Annotated in this window: 21 protein-coding genes; 11 read left to right on the forward strand and 10 right to left on the reverse strand. The window is 62.5% G+C overall.

Annotation, left to right across the window (positions count from 1 at the left end; all coding sequences use genetic code 11):
- Nucleotides 1-6 precede the first annotated feature (6 nt).
- The 7 genes from QQL79_RS02960 (at nt 7) to QQL79_RS02990 (ending at nt 6,989) form a co-directional block, all read left to right on the forward strand.
- Complete coding sequence (locus QQL79_RS02960; protein WP_284387762.1) at nt 7-1,035, forward strand: ABC transporter permease; 1,029 nt, start codon at nt 7-9, stop codon at nt 1,033-1,035.
- Nucleotides 1,032-1,934 (forward strand): ABC transporter permease, encoded by a 903-nt coding sequence (locus QQL79_RS02965; protein ID WP_284387764.1) that lies wholly within the window; start codon nt 1,032-1,034, stop codon nt 1,932-1,934. The genes QQL79_RS02960 and QQL79_RS02965 overlap by 4 nt, the downstream gene beginning before the upstream one ends.
- Entirely contained in the window at nt 1,921-2,766 is an 846-nt protein-coding gene (locus QQL79_RS02970) for an ABC transporter ATP-binding protein (RefSeq protein WP_284387766.1), read from the forward strand. Before QQL79_RS02965 ends, QQL79_RS02970 begins: the two co-directional genes overlap by 14 nt.
- Nucleotides 2,763-3,500, forward strand: a complete 738-nt coding sequence (locus QQL79_RS02975) for an ABC transporter ATP-binding protein (protein WP_284387768.1) — start codon at nt 2,763-2,765, stop codon at nt 3,498-3,500. The genes QQL79_RS02970 and QQL79_RS02975 overlap by 4 nt, the downstream gene beginning before the upstream one ends.
- A 206-nt stretch (nt 3,501-3,706) precedes the next feature.
- Complete coding sequence (locus tag QQL79_RS02980) at nt 3,707-4,177, forward strand: MarR family winged helix-turn-helix transcriptional regulator (protein ID WP_284387769.1); 471 nt, start codon at nt 3,707-3,709, stop codon at nt 4,175-4,177.
- On the forward strand, nt 4,178-5,353 hold the full coding sequence (locus QQL79_RS02985) for an HlyD family secretion protein (protein WP_284387771.1): 1,176 nt from the start codon (nt 4,178-4,180) through the stop codon (nt 5,351-5,353).
- Nucleotides 5,354-5,414: 61 nt separating this feature from the next.
- Nucleotides 5,415-6,989, forward strand: a complete 1,575-nt coding sequence (locus tag QQL79_RS02990) for a DHA2 family efflux MFS transporter permease subunit (RefSeq protein WP_284387772.1) — start codon at nt 5,415-5,417, stop codon at nt 6,987-6,989.
- 361 nt (nt 6,990-7,350) lie between these two features.
- Here QQL79_RS02990 and QQL79_RS02995 read toward each other — a convergent pair whose 3' ends face one another.
- Together QQL79_RS02995 and QQL79_RS03000 are read right to left on the reverse strand one after the other, a co-directional pair.
- On the reverse strand, nt 7,351-7,779 hold the full coding sequence (locus tag QQL79_RS02995) for a CBS domain-containing protein (RefSeq protein ID WP_284387774.1): 429 nt from the start codon (nt 7,777-7,779) through the stop codon (nt 7,351-7,353).
- Nucleotides 7,780-7,933: 154 nt separating this feature from the next.
- Nucleotides 7,934-8,269: a hypothetical protein gene (locus tag QQL79_RS03000; protein WP_284387775.1), complete on the reverse strand. Its 336-nt coding sequence runs from the start codon at nt 8,267-8,269 to the stop codon at nt 7,934-7,936.
- Nucleotides 8,270-8,366: 97 nt separating this feature from the next.
- Here QQL79_RS03000 and QQL79_RS03005 point away from each other — a divergent pair, with 97 nt between their 5' ends.
- Complete coding sequence (locus tag QQL79_RS03005; protein ID WP_284387777.1) at nt 8,367-8,780, forward strand: DUF4864 domain-containing protein; 414 nt, start codon at nt 8,367-8,369, stop codon at nt 8,778-8,780.
- Between the two features lie 66 nt (nt 8,781-8,846).
- Here QQL79_RS03005 and QQL79_RS03010 read toward each other — a convergent pair whose 3' ends face one another.
- A complete protein-coding gene (locus QQL79_RS03010) occupies nt 8,847-9,047 on the reverse strand; it encodes a hypothetical protein (RefSeq protein ID WP_284387779.1) in 201 nt (66 codons plus the stop codon).
- 126 nt (nt 9,048-9,173) lie between these two features.
- Here QQL79_RS03010 and QQL79_RS03015 point away from each other — a divergent pair, with 126 nt between their 5' ends.
- The 3 genes from QQL79_RS03015 (at nt 9,174) to pip (ending at nt 12,485) form a co-directional block, all read left to right on the forward strand.
- Complete coding sequence (locus QQL79_RS03015; RefSeq protein WP_370461241.1) at nt 9,174-10,253, forward strand: LacI family DNA-binding transcriptional regulator; 1,080 nt, start codon at nt 9,174-9,176, stop codon at nt 10,251-10,253.
- A 73-nt stretch (nt 10,254-10,326) separates the two neighbouring features.
- Nucleotides 10,327-11,529, forward strand: coding sequence for a pyridoxal phosphate-dependent aminotransferase (locus QQL79_RS03020; RefSeq protein ID WP_284387783.1), 1,203 nt, complete (start codon nt 10,327-10,329; stop codon nt 11,527-11,529).
- Nucleotides 11,530-11,531: 2 nt separating this feature from the next.
- Nucleotides 11,532-12,485: a prolyl aminopeptidase gene (pip, locus tag QQL79_RS03025; RefSeq protein ID WP_284387785.1), complete on the forward strand. Its 954-nt coding sequence runs from the start codon at nt 11,532-11,534 to the stop codon at nt 12,483-12,485.
- A gap of 250 nt (nt 12,486-12,735) precedes the next feature.
- Here pip and QQL79_RS03030 read toward each other — a convergent pair whose 3' ends face one another.
- From QQL79_RS03030 to greA, 7 genes are all read right to left on the reverse strand, one after another.
- Nucleotides 12,736-13,848, reverse strand: coding sequence for a hypothetical protein (locus QQL79_RS03030; protein ID WP_284387787.1), 1,113 nt, complete (start codon nt 13,846-13,848; stop codon nt 12,736-12,738).
- Nucleotides 13,849-15,168: 1,320 nt separating this feature from the next.
- On the reverse strand, nt 15,169-15,879 hold the full coding sequence (locus tag QQL79_RS03035) for an HAD family hydrolase (protein WP_284387789.1): 711 nt from the start codon (nt 15,877-15,879) through the stop codon (nt 15,169-15,171).
- Between the two features lies 1 nt (nt 15,880).
- A complete protein-coding gene (gene lepB, locus QQL79_RS03040) occupies nt 15,881-16,486 on the reverse strand; it encodes a signal peptidase I (protein WP_284387790.1) in 606 nt (201 codons plus the stop codon).
- 44 nt (nt 16,487-16,530) lie between these two features.
- Nucleotides 16,531-16,899, reverse strand: a complete 369-nt coding sequence (locus QQL79_RS03045; RefSeq protein WP_284387792.1) for a VOC family protein — start codon at nt 16,897-16,899, stop codon at nt 16,531-16,533.
- A gap of 35 nt (nt 16,900-16,934) precedes the next feature.
- Nucleotides 16,935-17,828 carry a LysR family transcriptional regulator gene (locus tag QQL79_RS03050; protein ID WP_284387794.1) on the reverse strand — a complete coding sequence of 298 codons (894 nt, stop codon included), beginning with the start codon at nt 17,826-17,828 and terminating at the stop codon, nt 16,935-16,937.
- A 36-nt stretch (nt 17,829-17,864) separates the two neighbouring features.
- Complete coding sequence (gene trxB, locus QQL79_RS03055; RefSeq protein WP_284387796.1) at nt 17,865-18,815, reverse strand: thioredoxin-disulfide reductase; 951 nt, start codon at nt 18,813-18,815, stop codon at nt 17,865-17,867.
- A 299-nt stretch (nt 18,816-19,114) separates the two neighbouring features.
- Nucleotides 19,115-19,588 (reverse strand): transcription elongation factor GreA, encoded by a 474-nt coding sequence (gene greA, locus QQL79_RS03060; RefSeq protein WP_284387798.1) that lies wholly within the window; start codon nt 19,586-19,588, stop codon nt 19,115-19,117.
- Nucleotides 19,589-19,607 lie beyond the last annotated feature (19 nt).

Genomic DNA, 19,607 nt, shown 5'->3' on the forward strand with positions numbered 1-19,607 from the left:
GCCAATATGAAAGAATTCAACTTCAAGGAACTGGGCCAGCGGTTCGTGCAACTGCTGGTGAGCCTGTTCATCCTGCTGCTGGTTACCTTCGTGATCGGCCGCGTGCTGCCCACCGATCCGGTGGGGGCCATTGTCGGCGAATTGGCTGACCCCGCGGCTTTCGAAGCCATGCGCCAGCGTCTCGGGCTGGACCTGCCGCTCTACCAGCAATTCTGGATCTATGTGACCTCGCTGCTGCGCGGCGACCTGGGCACGGCCATTCTCACCGGCAATCCGGTGACGCAGGATCTGGCCTCGGCCTTTCCGGCGACCCTGGAACTGGCCACGCTGGCCGTCATCATCTCCACCCTGGTCGGCGTGCCGCTGGGCATGGCGGCGGCGCTTTATCGCGACTCGCTGATCGACCAGATCGCCCGCGTCGTCTCGCTGGTGGGGCACTCCATTCCCGTCTTCTGGTTCGGCATTGTGGGGCTTGTCATCTTCTATGCCGGTCTCGCCTGGGTCGGCGGGCCGGGGCGAGTCGATATCTATCTCGAAGGGCTGGTGGAGCCGCGCACCGGTCTATTGCTGATCGATAGCCTCCTGGTTGGGGACATGGAGGTGTTCTGGAACGCGATCAGCCACATCATCCTGCCCGCCTGTATCCTGGCCTATTCGGCCATGGCCTATATCACCCGTATGACGCGCAGCTTCACGCTGGAGCAGCTCAACCAGGATTATGTGACCGCCGCCCGCGCCAAAGGCGTGTCCTCGGCCGGTATCGTTATCGGGCATATCCTGCCCAATATCTCGGTGCAGCTCGTCACCATTCTCGCCATTTCCTATGGCGGGCTGCTGGAAGGCGCGGTGGTCACCGAGATCGTGTTCTCCTGGCCGGGCATCGGCCAATACATGACCAATGCGCTGATGATCGGCGACATGAATGCGGTGCTGGCCTCGACGCTCATCATCGGCCTGATCTTCATGCTGCTCAATTTCGTGGCCGATCTCGCCTATGTCTTTCTTGATCCCCGTACCCGCGAGGCGACCTCATGAGTAATGTCGAGACCCTTCCCGGGCGCGGCGGATTTGGCCGGCTTGTGGGCCGCATAACGACGACGCTGCGGCTGAGCCTCTCCAAGCTGTCGCGCGAGCCTTTGGGCATGCTTGGCTTCATCGTGCTGGCCTTGCTGGTCATCATCGCCATCTTTGCCCCCTGGATCGCGCCCTATAGCCCGGTAACGCAGAACCTGCCGCAGGCGCTGCAGCCGCCGAGCTGGGCGCATTGGGCTGGTACCGATGAATTCGGCCGCGATATTCTCTCGCGTCTGATCCACGGTACCCGCATCACCATCCAGACGGTGCTGGCGGTGACGCTGATCGTCGGGCCGGTGGGGCTGGTCATCGGCGTGGTGGCCGGCTTTGTTGGCGGCCGTACCGACGCCATCCTGATGCGCGCCACCGATATCGTGCTGTCCTTTCCCTCGCTGATCCTGGCACTGGCTTTTGCCGCCGCCATGGGGGCGGGGCTGCAAACGGCGATCATCGCCATTTCGCTGACGGGCTGGCCACCGATCGCGCGCCTGGCGCGGGCCGAGGCTCTGGTCGTGCGCAATACCGATTATGTGGCGGCGGCCCGGCTTTATGGCGCTTCGCCCCTGCGCATCCTGTTCCTCTATATCGCGCCGATGTGCATTCCCTCGGTGGTGGTGCGGCTGACGCTTAATATGGCCGGCATTATCCTGACCGCTGCGGCACTGGGCTTTCTGGGCCTTGGGGCACAGCCGCCGGCGCCGGAATGGGGCGCGATGATTTCGAATGGCCGCAAATTCATGCTGGATTATTGGTGGGTCGCGGTGATGCCGGGCCTGGCCATTCTCATCACCAGCCTTGCCTTCAATCTGGTGGGCGATGCCCTCCGTGACCTGCTGGATCCGCGCCATGTCCGCTCCTGATCAGACCATTCTCAGCGTCAGCAAGCTGTCGGTGCGGTTCGCGCAAAGCCAGGTGCGGGCGGTCAATGATGTGAGCTTTGAGCTGGGCGCCGAACGGCTGGGCATTGTGGGGGAATCCGGTTCGGGCAAATCCACCGTTGGCCGCGCCATCATGCGGCTGCTGCCCAATTCGGCCCGCGTTGAGGCCGAGCGGCTCGACTTCGAAGGCGCGCCTCTCTTGAGCCTTAGCGAAGGCCATATGCGCAAGCTGCGCGGCAACAAGATGGCGCTGATCATGCAGGACCCGCGCTATTCGCTGAACCCGGTGCTGTCGGTGGGCAAGCAGGTGGCTGAGGCCGCCAAGCTGCATCTGGGCCTGGGCAAGCGTGAGGCTTATGCGGTGGCCGCGACCATGCTGGAGCGGGTGCGGATTGCCGATGTCGAGCGCACGATGCGGCTTTATCCGCACCAGATTTCGGGCGGCATGGGGCAGCGCGTGATGATCGCCATGATGCTGCTGGCCAAGCCGGCCGTGGTGATTGCGGATGAGCCGACTTCGGCGCTTGATGTGAGCGTGCGCGGCGATGTGCTCAAGCTGCTCGATGAATTGGTCACCGAGAACAATTCGGGCCTGGTGCTGATCAGCCATGATATCCGCATGGTGGCCGCGTTCTGCCAGCGCATCCTCGTCATGTACAAGGGCCATGTGGTGGAAAGCCTGACGCGGCTGGAAGACGCCAGCCATCCCTATACCAAGGGCCTGATCGCGGCCATGCCCGATCCCCGCCATCCGGTGAAGCGCCTGCAGGTGCTCGACCGCAAGGCAATCGACGCAGCGGAGGCGCGGCCATGATCGAAGTCGAAAATCTCGAAGTCGCCTTCGGCAAGGGCGATGATCGCAAGCAGGTCGTCAAATCGGTGTCGTTCAAGGTCGCCAAGGGCGAGACGCTGGGCATTGTGGGCGAATCCGGGTGCGGCAAATCCACCGTGCTGCGCTCGCTCGCGGGCCTCGACCGGCACTGGACCGGCCGCATCGCGCTGGCCGGGCAGGATGTGGCCAAGGAGCGCACCAAGGAACAGTTCGAGCTGGCCCAGATGGTGTTTCAGGACCCCTATGGCTCGATCCATCCGCGCCATCGCATCGAGCGGGTGCTGGCCGAACCGCTGCGCGCCATGAAGCGTGGCGAGGGCTGGGATCGTGTCGTGCCGGCGCTGGAACGGGTGGGCTTGCCGGCCGCGTTCGCCGAACGGTTTCCCCATGAATTGTCCGGCGGGCAGCGGCAGCGTGTTGCTATCGCAAGGGCGCTGATGCTGGCGCCGCAGATCCTGCTGCTGGACGAGCCGACCTCGGCGCTGGACGTTTCGGTGCAGGCCGAAGTGCTCAATTTGCTGAGCGATCTGCGCGAGGCGCAGCAGTTGACCTATGTGCTGGTCAGCCACGATCTGTCGGTGATCGCGCATATGTGCGACCGCGTGCTGGTGATGAAGGATGGCGTGTTTGTCGATGAGCTGACCCCGGAGGCGTTCCGGGGCGGGGAGATTACGCAGGCCTATTCCAAGACGTTGTTTGAGGCCAGTTTCCTTTAGGGACTGAGAGCCGCGATCGCGGCTTCCAACGCATCGCGCAAATCTGATTGTTCTTCATAGTCTCCGCGCTGCCCAACCGGGTGGCGCGGCTTTTTTGCATCTCGAGCCACAATACCGGCGCATGGGAGCAATGATCCCATTGCGATTGAATTGGTCGGTGTGCTTATTATATACCCGCAGACAATAAGTGTACTTATGAGGTGCAGATGCATCCCGATGTGAAGAAGGAAAGGCCGATCGGCTACCTCGTTCACGAGGTGGCGCGCCTGTTCCGCCGGCGTTTCGAGGAAGAGGCGCGGGCGCATGGGTTGACCCTGGCGCAGTGGCGGACGCTTGGGGCCATCCATTGGAAAGAGGCGGTCACCCAGGTGGAGCTGGCCGGCTATATCGATGCCGACCCGATGACGGTGAGCGGCATTCTCGACCGGCTGGAAAAGCGCGGCCTTATCGAGCGCTATGCCCATCCCGAAGACAGTCGCGCCAAGCTTTCGCGGCTGACGGCCGAAGGGATGGAGCTGGTGGGCGAAGCCCGCCATGTCGGATTTGAACTGTATCAGAACGCGCTGGCCGGTCTGTCGGAGGCCGAACGCGACACTCTCATTTCGGGGCTGACCCGCATGCGGGACAATCTCAACAATCTCGGCCCAGAGGCCGATCAAGAAAAGGAAGCCGTTTAAATGAACGCCCGCGTTACTGATCCGAAAGCCGGTGAAGCTAGCGTCGTCGCCATGCCGCGCCTGGAGAAGTCCGCGCCGGCGGTCGAGGCGCCCGAGACTGCGTTGCCGCCGCCTGCCGCCGAAATCGCCCAGCCCGCCGCTGCACCCAAGAAGCGCAATGGCGGCCGCATGCTGCTGATGTTCGGCGTGCCGCTCTTGCTGGTGGCCGGTGGGGGCTGGTTCTGGCTGACCGGCGGCCGCTTTGAAGACACCGACAATGCCTATGTGCAGCAGGCCAAGGTCTCGCTGAGTGCCGATGTGGCGGGCCGCGTTTCCGGCGTCGAAGTGGCCGAGAACCAGACCGTGAGGGCTGGCGACGTGCTGTTCACGCTCGATCCGCAGCCCTACCAGATCGCCTTGAGCCAGGCCAATGCAGCGCTGGCGACGGCGCGGGTCAACGTCGAGCAGCTCAAGGTGAGCTATGGCACGGCGCAGGCCCAGCTTAAGTCATCGGAAGACACGCTGGCCATTCGCAAGGCGGCGTTCGACCGGCAGAGCACGCTGGTAACGCAGGGCATCAATGCCAATGCGACGCTGGACGATACCAAGCTGGCCTACCAGCAGGCGCAAAGCTCGGTGGATCTGGCCAATCAGCAGGTTGCTGCCGCCACGGCAGCGCTGGCAGGCAATCCCGACATTCCCACCGACACGCATCCGACCGTCTTGGCAGCGCTCGCCGCCGTCGATCTGGCGGAGCGCAACCTGAGCAAGACGACGGTTGTCGCGCCATCTGACGGGGTCGTTGCCAATGTGTCGAGCCTCAATGTGGGCCAGTTCATAGCCGCGGGCACCACGATTGCATCGCTGGTCGAAAGCCAGGCGACCTGGGTCCAGGCCAATTTCAAGGAAACCCAGCTGGCCGAGCTCAAGGTCGGGCAACCGGTCGATATCCATGTCGACGCCTATCCCGGTGTGCTGCATGGCACTGTCGACAGCCTGGGCGCGGCTACGGGTTCGGAATTTTCCCTGATCCCGGCGCAGAACGCCACCGGCAATTGGGTCAAGGTAGTGCAGCGGCTGCCGGTGCGGATCGCGCTGCCGAACGATCCTGAACTTGCCATGCTCAAGACGGGGATGAGCGCGACCGTGTCGGTCGATACCGGGCGGTCGACGCTCGACAAGATGATGAGCAAATAAGGCTTCGGCGCGGTTCGAACCGCGCCGAAAGTCCGCGCCGCTAGACGTTTGGAGGCCGATCATGGCCAAAGCCCCAGTTCAAGCCGTTTCCGCACCCACATTGGTCGTCAAGCACAAGGGGCTCCTCACCGGAGCCCTGATGCTGGCCACCATCATGCAGGTGCTCGATACCACCATTGCCAATGTGGCGCTGCCGCATATGGCGGCCTCGCTCGGCGCCGCGCAGGACGAAATTACCTGGGTGCTCACCTCCTATATCGTGGCGGCCGCCATTGCGACGCCGCTGACAGGCTGGGTCAGCGACCGCATCGGGCAGAAGCGGCTGTTCCTCATCGCCGTGATCGGGTTTACCGTGGCATCGGCGCTGTGCGGCATTGCCACAAGCCTGCCCGAAATGGTGATCTTCCGGGTGATGCAGGGCATTTTCGGTGCCGTCATCGCGCCGCTGGCGCAGACGGTGATGCTCAATATCAATCCCAAGGAACGGATGGGCCAGGCCATGGCCATCTATGGCATGGGGATCATGGTGGCGCCGATCATCGGGCCGACACTGGGCGGCTGGCTGACCGAGAGCTATGACTGGCGCTGGGTGTTCCTGATCAACCTGCCGGTCGGCGTGGTGACGGTCATGATGTTGCTGGCCTTCATGCCCGATACTGATATCAGGCAGCGGCGCTTTGATTTCTTCGGCTTTGCCATGCTGGCGCTGGGCGTCGGGGCCTTGCAATTGCTGCTTGACCGCGGGGCAGGGAATTTCTGGTTCGAATCCACGGAGACCTGGATCGAGCTGGGGCTGGTGATCACGGGCCTCTGGGTTTTCGTGGTGCATTGCCTGACCACGGAAAATCCGTTCATCGACCTGCGCCTGTTCAAGGATCTCAACTTCGCCCTGGCCTCGATCCTGATGTTCATTGTGGGTATCACCCTGTTCTCGGGGCTGGCCCTGCTACCGCCGTTGCTGCAGAACCTGATGGGATATCCGGTGGTGCTGACCGGCGAGATCATGGCGCCGCGCGGGATTGCCACAATGGCCTCGATGGTCATTGTGGGCCGGCTCTCGGGCAAGGTGGATGCGCGCCTGCTGATGCTGTTCGGCATTGGCTGCATGGCCTATTCGCTCTACGGCATGACCAGCTTCAACCTGCAGATGGACTATTGGCCAGTGATCATCACCGGCTGTATCCAGGGCTTTGGCATGGGCTTCCTGTTCGTGCCGCTGCAGACGCTGGCCTTTGCCACCATTGCCCCCAAATTCCGGGCCGACGCGACCTCGATGTTCGCGCTGGTGCGCAATATGGGGCAGGGCGTGGGCATTTCGCTGGTGACGGCGGTGCTGGCCAATATGATGCAGGTCAACCATGCCGAGCTGGCCGAGCGGATCACCGCCACGTCGCAGGCCGTGATGAACCAGATGCCGGCTCTGCTCACGGGCAATCCGGTGACGGTGTCGATGGTCAATGGCCTGGTCACCCAGCAGGCGCAGATGCTGGCCTATCTCGACGACTTCTGGCTCATGCTGCTGCTCAGCCTGGGCGCCGTGCCGCTGATCCTGCTGCTGCGCGGACCAAAGAAGCCGGACAAGCCCCTGACCGACGAGGAAAAGGCGCTCGAACGGGCGCATGCCATGGCGGAGTAAGGGGGCGAGCCCCGATCCTGTTCTCTCCCTTGAGGGGAGGTCAGCTTTTTCGCGTACGCGAAAAAGCTGGGATCGTGGCTCTCTTTTGTTTCCAGCCACCACGTCATTCCCGCACAGGCGGGAATCCACTCTTTTGGAAGAATAGATTCCCGCCTGCGCGGGAATGACGCTGTGGTTTTGGGGGGAATGGAGGTCGTGGCGTCACCAGCGGGAGTTCCGATATCCGGGCTCCCATCACCCCTCCCCATCAAGGGGGAGGGTGAACCCGGTGAATGGGCGAAATACTGCCCCATCCACCGGCCCGGCACCTCCCCCATGATGGGGGAGGTTGGGAGGGAGTGATGGAGCCACGATGCCTAGCTCACGACGCGATATATTCGCGCAGTTCCTCGGCTTCCTTCTCGACCTGTTCGATCTTGAGTTTCACCACGTCGCCGATCGAGACGATGCCGACCAGTTTCTTGTTTTCGGTGACCGGCATGTGGCGGACGCGCGAATGGGTCATGCGCTCCATGATGTCATCGATATGGGTCTGGCGGCTGGCGGTATAGACCGAGCGGGTCATGCATTCGGCTATGGTCAGGGCCAATGCTGCCGCGGTGTCCTCGCCGAGGCGCCGCACCACATCGCGCTCCGATAGAATGCCGGCAATGGTGCCGTCCTGATGGGTGATGACGACGGCGCCGATATTGTGGGTGTTGAGCATGGCGACGGCGTCTGCGAGCGTGCCCGTTTCGGGCAGGGTGTAGACCAGCGAACCCTTGTTTTGCAGTATGGTATCAACCAGCATGGTTCAGTCCTCCTCACGTGGACCAGTGTGATCCTGCAGGGGGGCGGGGGCAATAGTCGGTTGGTCGAACAGCGGACACAAAGAAAAGGACCGGCGCGAGGCCGGTCCAGTGTGACGTTGGTCAGGGAACTAGGGAGATCAGATAAGACTGTATTCAGCCTTCGCCACGGTCGGGGGACCAATAGCGGCCCGCCGCACGGCGCGCGGGCGCCTCGACGGGCAGGTTGCCGCGAAGGGCAATACGTGCGGCCTCATACAGGATCGCAACAAGCAGAATAGTCAGCGGCACCATGAAGACGGCAATTTGCGTATCAGCGTGGTTGGCCAGGCTCGCAGCGGTCGCCGGTGTGACGCCAGCGATCAGGGCACCAGCCGAGCCGACAGCCAGAAGGGCGGCCGACGCGATGGCAAAGAGCCTGAAACTTTTCCGCTTGGGAGACGTAGATTTGTGCATGGGATCGACGTCGTCTTTGTTCGTTGCGACGATCAAATGAAACCATGCGAATGCGGTTCGAGTTTGTAGCCAATGCGTCGCTTGGCGTACCATTTGGCGGCAGAACTGTGGCACTGGCCCGTTGGAGGCGGAAATGCGCGTTGTTCTGGCTTTGGCTATGATGCTGGCGCTTGCAGTGCCTCTCTCGGCGCAGACCGAGGAACAGGCCTGGCAGGCCGTGGTGAGCGGGCAGATCGAGGCGTTTCGGGCGGGTGATGGAGAGGCGGCGCTGGGCTTTGCGGGCGCCGGTTTTCGCCAGCAGTTTTCCGATCCCGATGTTTTTATCGCCGCTATCGTCGCGACCGGTTATGGGCCGATCGTCGCCTCGCGGTCGCATAGTTTCGGGCCTTTTACCCGGGTGAGTGAAACCGAAGTGGCCCAGGTGGTGCGGTTGGTCGGGCCCGACCAAAGCCTTTATGAGGCGCTCTATCAATTGGGCAATGAGCCCGGCCTCGGCTGGCGGGTGCGGGGCGTCATCCTGCGCAAGGCGCCCGGCATGGGCATCTAGCCCCTGGAGCGTTTCCAGCAAAGTGGCAACGGTTTTGCCGCTCGGAAACGCGACCAAACAAGGGCTCTACGGGCAGGGCTGGACTTGACCGGCGGCGACTGGCCGGCGCCGCAGGCTCTCCACGGCCCGGCCGAGCAGCGCCACGATATCGCGCATGGGAATGGTGATCCCGCCGCGCGGTGCCGGGCGGGCGGAAGCGGCTTCCGTTTCGGCCACTTCCCAATGCTGGTGATAGATATCCCTATACATGTAGCTGGCGGGGATCATCTCTTCCTCCTGAATATTGAATCGGTTCAATCCGTCGGCGGATCTGTGTCGTTGAACCGGTTCAAATCTAGGCCGTCAGAAGCGCCACGTCAAGCAAAAATTGAATCGATCCAAAAATCATGCTAAATCAGCCGCATGACGGTCAAAGGCTCCGAAAAGATCAAGCTCAAGGACGTGGCCAAGGCGGCTGGCGTGTCGCAAGGCACCGCGTCCAATGTGTTCAGCCGGCCCGAAATCGTCCGCGAGGAAGTGCGCGAGCGGGTGCATGCCGTGGCCAAGGAGCTGGGCTATGGCGGGCCCAGCGTCACCGGGCGGCTGCTGCGGGCGGGCAAGGTCAATGCGGTGGGCGTCGCCGCCATCGAGCCGCTCAGCTATTTCTTCGAGGACCTCTGGGCGCGCCAGTTGATGGCGGAGATTTCCGATATCTGCGACAGCCGCGGCGCGGGGGTGGCGCTGGTGTCGGCGCGCAATGATGAGCGCTTGGCCTGGAATATCGGCTCGGCCCTGGTGGATGGGTTCATCCTGCTCTGCGTCGAGGGCGGCGAGCGGCTGGTCGACATCACCCGGCAGCGCCAATTGCCCTATGTGGCGCTGGCCATCGGCGCGGACGACCAATCCGTCCCGGCCATAGGCGTCGACAATCTGAACGGCGCGCGCATCGCGGCGGAGCATGTGCTGGGGCTGGGGCATCGCCGCATTGCCATCCTCTCGACCATGCTGCGTGATGGTCATGCCGGGCGGGCGGATGAGGCCCTGGTCCGGCAGGCCTGGTATTCCACCTCGCGGGATCGGGCCCTGGGCTATTGGCAGGCGCTGCAGGCCGCCGGGATCGATCCGCTATCGGCGCCTATTTTCGGAACGCGGGAGGACGAGGCCAGCACCCATGCGGCCATGGCGCAGATCTTCGCCGTTCCCGAACCGCCAACGGCGATCCTGGCCATGTCGGACAAGATTGCCATGTATGCCGTCGATTGGCTGTTCCAATCGGGCCGGACCGTGCCCGGCGATGTGTCGGTGGTTGGCTTCGATGGCGTGCCTGAGGCGGCCGTCGCGACGCCCAAGCTGACCACCATGGCCCAGCCGATGCATGACATTGCCCGGCTCGCCGTCGATGCGGCACTGGGCGAAAGCCAGGTCGAAGGCCGGCGGGTGCTGCCGACGCAATTGGTGGTGCGGGAATCGACGGCGCCGCCGCGCGCGAAATAAGACATCTGGCCAGTTGCCGTGCTGCCGCTAACGCCCTATCAATCCCCCGGTATTTTTTCCCGGGAGAAATGAAATGGCGTTCTTGTCCGATGCACTGGCGCGGGTAGCTCCCTCGGCGACGGTGGCCATCAGCCAGAAAGCCCGGGTCATGGCCGAGGAGGGGCGGGACATTATCGCGCTCTCGGCCGGCGAGCCCGATTTCAACACGCCGCTCAATGTGCGCCAGGCCGCGATCAAGGCCATGGACGAGGGCAAGACGCGCTACACCAATGTCGATGGCATTGCCGAGCTCAAGGAAGCGGTGGCGGCCAAGTTCCGGCGTGACAATGGGCTCGATGTGACGGCGGCGGATTGCTTCGTCTCCTCGGGCGGTAAGCAGATCATTTTCAATGCGCTGATGGCGACACTTAATCCGGGTGATGAAGTTGTGGTGCCCGTACCCTATTGGGTGAGCTACCCCGAAATCGTGCGGCTGTGCGGCGCCGAGCCGGTATTTGCCGTGGCCGATGCCTCGACCGGTTTCAAGCTTGCGCCCGAGGTGCTGGAGGCGGCGATCACGCCCCGTACCAAGTGGCTGATCCTCAATACGCCGTCCAACCCCACGGGCGCGGCCTATTCGGCGGCCGAGCTGCGCGGGTTGGCCGATGTGCTGCTGCGCCATCCCCATGTGCATATCCTCACCGACGATATCTATGAGGTGCTGGTCTATGATGGCGGCGTCTTCGCCACCATCGCCCAGGTCGAGCCGGCCCTGCGCCCGCGCACGCTGACCATGAATGGCGTCAGCAAGTCTCATGCCATGACCGGCTGGCGCATCGGCTATTGCACCGGCCCGCGGCCGCTGCTGGCGGCGATGACCAAGCTGCAGGGGCAATCGACCACCAATCCCTCGTCCATTTCGCAATGGGCGGCGGTGGAGGCTCTCAATGGGCCGCAGGAGTTCCTGGCCGAGTGGCGTCAGGTATTCCAGCAGCGGCGCGACCTGGTCGTGGCCGGGCTCAATGCCAATACCGGGCTCGATTGCCTGGTGCCGGAGGGCGCGTTCTACGTGTTCCCCTCCTGCCAGCGGCTCCTGGGCAAGACCAGCGCGGGCGGCAAGCTGCTGACCACTGACGAGGACTTCGTCATGGCGCTGCTGGAAGAGACCGGCGTGGCGCTGGTGCATGGCACGGCCTTTGGCCTGCCGGGGCATTTCCGGCTGAGCTATGCGGCGAGCAATGCCGAGCTGGAAGAGGCGGTGCGGCGCATTCAGGGCTTCTGCGCCGGGATCGCGTAAGAATGGCATTCCATGCCCTCGTCGAGCCGCATGCCCAGGGCATGCTCGATGTGGGGCAGGGGCACGCCATCTTCTGGAGCATTTCGGGCAATCCCGACGGCGTGCCCGCCCTGATCCTGCATGGCGGGCCGGGTTCGGGTGTGGCGGCTTCGACCGGACGGTTCTTCGATCCCACGCGCTATCGCATCATCGCATTCGACCAGCGCGGCTGCGGCAGAAGCACGCCCCATGCCGGAGCGGCAGGGGCCGACCTTTCCGCCAATACGACCGGGCATCTGCTGGCCGATATCGAGGCGCTGCGCCTGCATCTGGGCGTCGAGCGCTGGGTGCTCTATGGCATGTCCTGGGGCACCACGCTGGGCTTTGCCTATGCCCAACGGCATCCCGAACGGGTGCGGGCCATGGTGCTGGCGGGCATTACCACGACGCGGCAATCGGAAATCGGCTGGCTCTATCGGGGCCTTGCCCCGCTCTTTCCCGCGCAATGGGAAGCCTTTCGCGCGGGCGCGCCGGCGGGAACGTCCGATAGCGGCTTGATTGCGGCCTATGGCGATCTGCTCCTCAGCCCCGATGGCGCGATCCACAACAAGGCCGCGCTCGATTTCCATCTCTGGGAAGCCGCAACCATTTCGTCGGACCCGAATGCCGGCTGGCCCGAACGCTGGAACGATCCCGCCTATATCCTGGCCCGCGCCCGCATCGTGACGCATTATTTCCGCCATGCCGCCTGGCTCGAGGAGGGCGCGCTGATCTCCGGGGCATCCGCACTGGCTGATATTCCCGGCGTGATGGTGCAGGGGCGGCTCGATCTGCAGGCGCCCCTGACGACCGCCTGGGACATGAGCCGCGCCTGGCCCGCTGCCCGGCTGGTGATCATCGAAGGCGCCGGCCATTCCAGCGGCGACGCCGGCATGGGCGAAGCGATTGTCTCGGCGCTGGATGGGTTTGCGGGATAGCGGTTGGTCTGCATTCGTTAGAAACCCCGGATGGGGCATCGCGCGATAGATCGCGTTGGGTCCCCAATCTATCCCTACCACCGCCGCTCCCTCGGGCTCGACCCGAGGGCCACTCGCCGCTTGTGCCGGGTTGAGAATGGCCCTCGGGTCGAGCCCGAGGGAGGCGCAGTGGTGGGGTGAGGTTTTGTGCGCTCATATCACGTTGGGGGAGGGCTGGGATATCGCCTAATTCGGCTTTGCCGCTTGCCCGCTACTGCGCGAACCAGCTCATTATGCCCGTGCCGCTGTTGGAGCTGGTGGCCTGGGAGAACATGTTGAGTAGATTGGCGGTGGATTGGTAGCTGCCGAGCGCTGCCTTGTAGAAGTCTTCGCTCCAGCCGGCGGCCAGGCGTTCTTCGGCGCTCATCGAAGAATAGATCGAGATGACGTTCTGGCTGAAGGCGGTGGGGTCGCTCGATTTGGCGGCACTCTGGAAGCCGGCCAGCAGGGCTGCGCCGCTCTTGGCCTTGAGCGCCATATTGGCTGCCCGGGTTTCCTCGGTGGTGAACTGGCCCGATGTATCCAGAACGATGGATGACAGCGTGCGGCTGTCGAATTTGGACATGTCGATATAGGTGCCCACGGTCGTATTCTTGTTGAACGTGGCCGCCTTGCCTGCGGCGGTGGCGTCGGCATAGAGGGTATCGAGGGTCTTGCGGGCGGTCGTGGCGATGTCGGTAATAGGCCGGGGCGTGGTGGTTTCGCCGGAATTGACCAGCGCCAGATAGATGGCGACCGGATCGTCCTTGCCGGCATCGGGCAGTTTCTTGGGGTCGGCCTGCAGCTGCTTGAGGCCTTCGGTAATGGCTGCGCGGGCGGCGACCCAGTCGGGCGCCGCCTTTTCCTCGGGGCCGAGGCTATCGAGATATTCGGCCGCCGCTTTATAGAGCCCGTGATAATTGCCGGTGACCTTGCTGACGGCTGCCGGGCCGGCCAGCGCCGCTTCGAGCCGGCGTTGCATTTCGAGGCCGGCCGCCTTCTGCTCGTCGCTGGTAAAGCCGTCATTGCTGGCCATGGCATAGAGCTCGCGCGCATCGAGGCTCGACAGGTCCAGCGCCAGCTTGTCTTTTTCCAGCGGATTTGTGGGGCCGGCTTCCTTGAGCAAGGCTTTGAGCTTGGCGTGGGTTTCGGTGAGCACCGTGGCGAAATCCTTGGTGGCCAGCGCTGCCTTGGCGGCGTCCGAAAGCGTCACCGAGGTTGCGGCGGTCTCGACCGGTGTAGTGCTGGTGGATGTAGCATTGCCGGTGGTGGCCGTATTGCCGGTCTGGCTGGCCGCGGCGCTATAATAGGTGCTGGCACTATAGGCGGTGTTGACGGCAACCATGGGCGTTTCTCCTGGCTTTGCCAGAAGGCGTTGCAAGCGGCATGCCGAAGCCATGCTCAACCGTTTCAATGGGTTAGCGTAATGGGCCATTCCGGGGGCGGCAGAACTTGCCGGGCGGCGGCAGGAATTATCCGGCTGGAAAACGAAAAGGCCCCGCCCGAGGGGATGGGCGAGGCCAAGGGCCTTCCGCCGAAGCGGAAAACCTGGCGCAGTTATCTTCCATGTGCCGCTGCGGAACAAACGCTCAATCGGAAGGTCAGCCATGCGTGAGGGGGTAGAGGGGCCCTGATCTAATCCCCTCAAGGGAGAGGAAGATGGATCCCCGGCATCCCGGCCGGTTCTGCCACAACGTCATTCCCGCCTGCGCGGGAATGACGCCGAGCTCTGACGATGCCGCTTGGCCCACGTACCTCAAAACAAAAAAAGGGCCCCATCCGAAGATGGGGCCTGATGATAGGGCCGAAGCCAAATCGTAAGTAATGGTCCGGTGCAAGGGAGGAGGATATGCACCAAACCGGTTGGACCCAAGCCGAGGGAGGAGGATACGGCTTTGATCCGGTGTCGCCTTAACGCGGGTCCGAGGGAGGAGGATACGGAGCGGCGTCCCAGCGACGAGTACACATATAGATTTTGACCGTTCGGTCAGCAATACATGTCTAAACATGTCAGCCATGCAATAGGCACTGCGACAAGTTGTCCATTCTTTGTGCAGCAGAGCAATGCGGCCTTGCTGCATAGGTTCCACACGGCGCGAAAAAAAAGGGCCCCATCCGAGGATGGGGCCGATGACTGGGCCGAAGCCAAATCGAAAGTGGGGTAGAGGCAAGGGAGGAGGATATGCGCTCTACCGTTGAACCCTGGCCGAGGGAGGAGGATACGGCCCTGGTTCGGTGTCGCGATACGGGGTCCGAGGGAGGAGGATTCGGAGCGCGTCTCAGCGACACCTTCTATATGAACTCTACTGAACTAGTCGGCAATACGGAAAGCTACATGCCAGCCATGCATAAACGCGCGGGCAAATGTCTGGGGCTTAAAACAAAAGTGGCCTCGCTCGAGGGGAGAGCGAAGCCACAAGGGAGCGGGACAAAATCCCGCCAGGAGGGAACGCAGCAGCGCGCAAGGGAGGAGGGAAGCGCCGCTGTGATGACGCTCATATAAGAGGCGGCACCGCGCTCAACAATTAGGCAGGCTACATGTCAGCCATGCATGGCGAGCATGTGAGGCCGAAAATCGTAATGAAATCAAGAATAGCTGTAACAAGCGGTACGGTATGTCGCAGGCAGAGCAGCGACAAAACTGCCTGAAAAACGGCAGGTTATCTCAGCCATGGCTGGCCTCGAAGGCGGCAATGGCTGCGGGAAGCTCCCCAATATGCTCAATTTTTGCATAGCGCGATTCTCCCACGGGCTCCTCGGCATGCTCATAGGACCAGGTCAGCGCATGGGGCGCATAGACCGCGAAACCACCGGCCGCCAAGGCGGGCAAAATATCGGAACGGAGCGAATTGCCCACCATGAGGGTTCGTTCCGGCCCATCGCAATGGCGCTCGAAAATACTGCTATAGGTGGCCGGATTCTTGTCGGTGACGATTTCGACGGCGGCGAAATAATCGGCCAGGCCGGACGCGGCGAGCTTGCGTTCCTGATCGAAGGCATCGCCCTTGGTGATGACGATCATGCGATGCGTATCCTGCAACTGGCTCAGCACCTGGTCGACATAGGGCAGGGTTTCGACCGGATAGGTCAGCAATTCGCGCCCGGCGGCGAGGATTTCGGCGATGACCGTGCCAGGCACGCGATGGTCGGTTACCTCCAGCGCGGTTTCAACCATGGAGAGGGTAAAACCCTTCATGCCGAAGCCGTAATATTGCAGATTGGCCGTGACGGCCTTGATCAGGCGCGCATTGAGATCGGGCGCGTCGGTATAGTCCTTGAGCAGGTCGGCGAAGCGCTGCTCGGTCAGCCGGAAGAAGTGTTCGTTCTGCCAGAGCGTGTCATCGGCATCGAAGGCGATCGTGGTGATCAGGGGCATGCTATCTTGCCTCGGGAAATCCGGCCAGACGGTCTGCCCCTGTGCCGAGATGGGCGCTGACGACGACGTTCTGGACCATGCCCAGTATGGCGCTGACGGCGACCGCGCCGTGCTGGGGCAGGCGGCTATCCACCGCATTGTCGCGATTGTCGGCCATGATAAAGACGCTGCCCTTGGGCACGCGCTGGGCGGGCATGGTGTCGACCATGCTGTCCGGCAGGCTGTCGATGATGGCGTAACTCCTGCCGTCCGGCATTGTTTCGCGCAGAAATGTGCAGGTGGCATCGGGCTGCAGGAAGTCCGGGCAGCCATCCTCTATCGCATCGGCAAGCGGGGTCTGCGGCAGGGCGGTGCCGTCGATAAAGATCTGGCCGTGGCGCAATTCCACGCTCTCCCCGGCAAAGGCGATGACCCGGCCAAGCCAGGATTGATCGTCCATCGTATAGACCACGATATCGCCGCGCTGAGGCGGGGCGGTCAGCGGAACGGCCAGGATCACCTCGCCCGCTTGCAGTGTGGGCATCATCGAGGTCGAGGGGATGTTGAACAGCGGCATGGCCGCGGCGGGTTGCAGGCTGGCCGCAAGGCCCAGCGCCAGCGCGACCACTCGTGGGCCTTGCCGTCGAGACGATTGTGGTGATGAGATTTGCCTCATCGGAGCGATTGAACCGCGATGCGGTTGCCCTCGCTATCGGCAATTTCGGCGACAAACCCGTTTTCACCGACCGGCGTCTTTGGAAACAGTATCTCGCTTCCCTGCGCGACGGCCCTGGCAAGAATATCGTCAATATCGGCGACGCTGAGATAGATAATGGCTCCGTCCCGGGTGGGAACGTAAACCTCGCCCTGGGCGAGCGCTCCGCTGGCGCCGTCCTTGCCTGCTTCGAAAGGGAAGTAGGCCATTTTGTTGTCGTGGATGGTGACGACCTCGCCGAAGGTCACGTCGAAAACGGCGCTGTAGAAACGCATCGCCCGTTCGAGGTCAGTGACCGGAATTTCGACATGGGCAATCAGGTTCACGCAACGCCCCTATGAGAATGTGGACGGCGAGCGAGCTAGAAGCTCCACTCGCGGGCCTTGCCGACCAGGAAGTCGCGGAACACGCCGACGCGCTTGGAATTCTTGAGGGCAGGGGGATAGACGAAATAGGCCTCGTAGGCCGGCAGCTCTATTTCGGGCAGCACCTGGACCAGACCGTCTTCCTTTTCCGTCACGTAATCGGGCAGCATGGCGATGCCGATGCCGGCGCGGCAGGCCTGCAGCATGCCATAGATCGAATTGACCTTGAGCGTGGCGCGGCGGGGGCTCGAATCGGAGCGCCCCATGCGTTCGAGGAAGTTGATGTCGCCCAGATAGGAGGGCACCGGCTCGCCGAAGCTGATGATGCGGTGGTCTTCGAGATTATCGACCGTGGCGGGCATGCCCACTTCATCGACATAGCTATTGGCGGCGTAGAAGTGGTTATGCACCGTGAACAGCTTGCGCTGGATCATCTCGGACTGGTTGGGCCGGTGCAGGCGGATGGCCACGTCGGCCTCGCGCATGGCCAGGTCGAGCTCGGCGTCATTGAGGCGGATTTCGAGCTGGATCAGCGGATAGAGTTTCAGAAATTCATCGAGGCGCGAACTGAGCCAGGTCGAGCCGATACCCACCGTGGTCGTGACGATCAGCGGGCCGGTCGGGACGTCCTGGCTTTCGGACATTTGGGTTTCGACCTGCTGCAGCTCCCAGTGCATGCGGTGGGCGGTGCGGAACAATTGTTCGCCCACTTCGGTCAACACCAGCCCGCGCGCGTGGCGGATGAAGAGCTTGAGGCCGAGATCATCCTCCAGCGCCGAGATCTGGCGGCTGACGGCCGATTGGCTCATGCCGAGCTTTTCAGCGGCATGTGTGAAGCTGCCCGACTCGGCGGCGGTGTGGAAAATCCGGAGCTTGTCCCAGTCGAGCATTTCTTGTGACGCTTTCTATTTGGGTCGTCGGTCAGTCTACTCCGCCGCTTCGGCGAGCTCGTGTTCAGCCAGGTATCGTTCTGCTTCGAGTGCCGCCATGCAACCCATGCCTGCGGCAGTGATTGCCTGACGGTAAATATCGTCCGTCACGTCCCCGGCGGCAAAGACACCGGGAACATTGGTTTCGGTCGTGCCCGGCTTCACCAGGAGATAGCCGCCCGGCTTCATGTCGAGCTTGCCAGCAAATATTGACGTTGCCGGGGCATGGCCGATGGCGACGAAAATGCCGTCGATCGGCTGCTCATAGGTGCGGCCGGTGGTGGTGTCGCGCAGCGTGACCGAATTGACCGAGGGCGGCATGGCCGAGCCGCCGACTTCGGCGATTTCGGTATTCCAGCGCACTTCGATCTTGGGATTCTTGAATAGGCGATCCTGCAGGATGCGTTCGGCGCGGAATTCGTTGCGGCGATGCACAACGATGACCTTACTGGCGAAATTGGTGAGGAACAGAGCTTCCTCGACCGCGGTATTGCCGCCGCCGACCACCAGCACTTCCTTGTTGCGGTAGAAAAAGCCGTCGCAGGTGGCGCAGGCGGACACGCCGAAGCCCTGGAACTTCTGCTCGGACGGAATGCCCAGCCATTTGGCCTGGGCGCCGGTGGCGATGATCAGGCTGTCGGCGGTATAGATATCGCCGCTATCGCCGGTCAAAACGAAGGGGCGCTTGTCGAGGTCGACATTGACGATCAGGTCATTGACGATCTTGGTGCCGACATGTTCGGCCTGCGCCTTCATCTGGTCCATGAGCCAGGGGCCCTGGATGACATCGGCAAAGCCGGGATAGTTCTCGACATCGGTGGTGATGGTCAGCTGGCCGCCGGGCTGCAGACCCTGAATCATCACCGGTTCGAGCATGGCACGCGCCGCGTAAATCGCAGCGGTGTAGCCGGCAGGGCCGGAACCGATGATGATGACTTTCGCGTGCATCGCAACGCTCTCCAACAAATGCGAGTAACCCTCGGCCCTAAGTTAAGGGGCGAAGGTGTACTCTTTCAAGGCTAAGTCGTTTTTGTGGCGCTCGTGACTGTGGAACGAACGAAAATGTCACAGCCTGCCTAGGGCAAATGCCCAAGAAATGGGCGCCAGAACCGCCGTCATTCATCTGATGCCGTCTGCAAATGGCGTTTTCTGCGCTTCCGGTCCTCACGTACCCAAAGGTACGCTCCGGTCCGGTTCTCGAAAACACCATTTTCGATTCGGCCTGAGATGAATGCTGATCGGTCCTGTTAGATGTACCGAATCCGGACGATCTCGTAGCTGCGGGCCCCACCGGGCGCCGAAACTTCGAACGAATCACCTTCGCCCTTGCCGATCATGGCGCGGGCAATGGGGGAAGAAATCGAGATTCGGCCGCCCGAGGCATCGGCCTCCGGATCGCCCACGACCTGATAGGTCTTTTCCTCTTCGGTATCCTCGTCGAGGAATGTCACGGTGGCGCCGAATTTGACGCTGGCGCCCGACAGCTTGCTGACATCGATGATGTCGGCGAGGGCCAGAATCGATTCCAGTTCCTGGATGCGGCCTTCATTGAGGCTCTGCTGTTCCTTGGCGGCCGAATATTCGGCGTTTTCAGACAGGTCCCCATGGGCGCGTGCTTCAGCGATCGCGTCGATAATCCGACGGCGTTCGGTTGCGGTGCGGTGCTCATATTCGGCGGTCAGGGTTTTGTGGCCACCGACCGTCATCGGGATCTTGTCCATTCGTCGCCTCCATTCGGCA

This window comes from Devosia yakushimensis (genome assembly GCF_030159855.1).
In the GTDB taxonomy this organism is placed as follows: Bacteria; Pseudomonadota; Alphaproteobacteria; order Rhizobiales; family Devosiaceae; genus Devosia; species Devosia yakushimensis.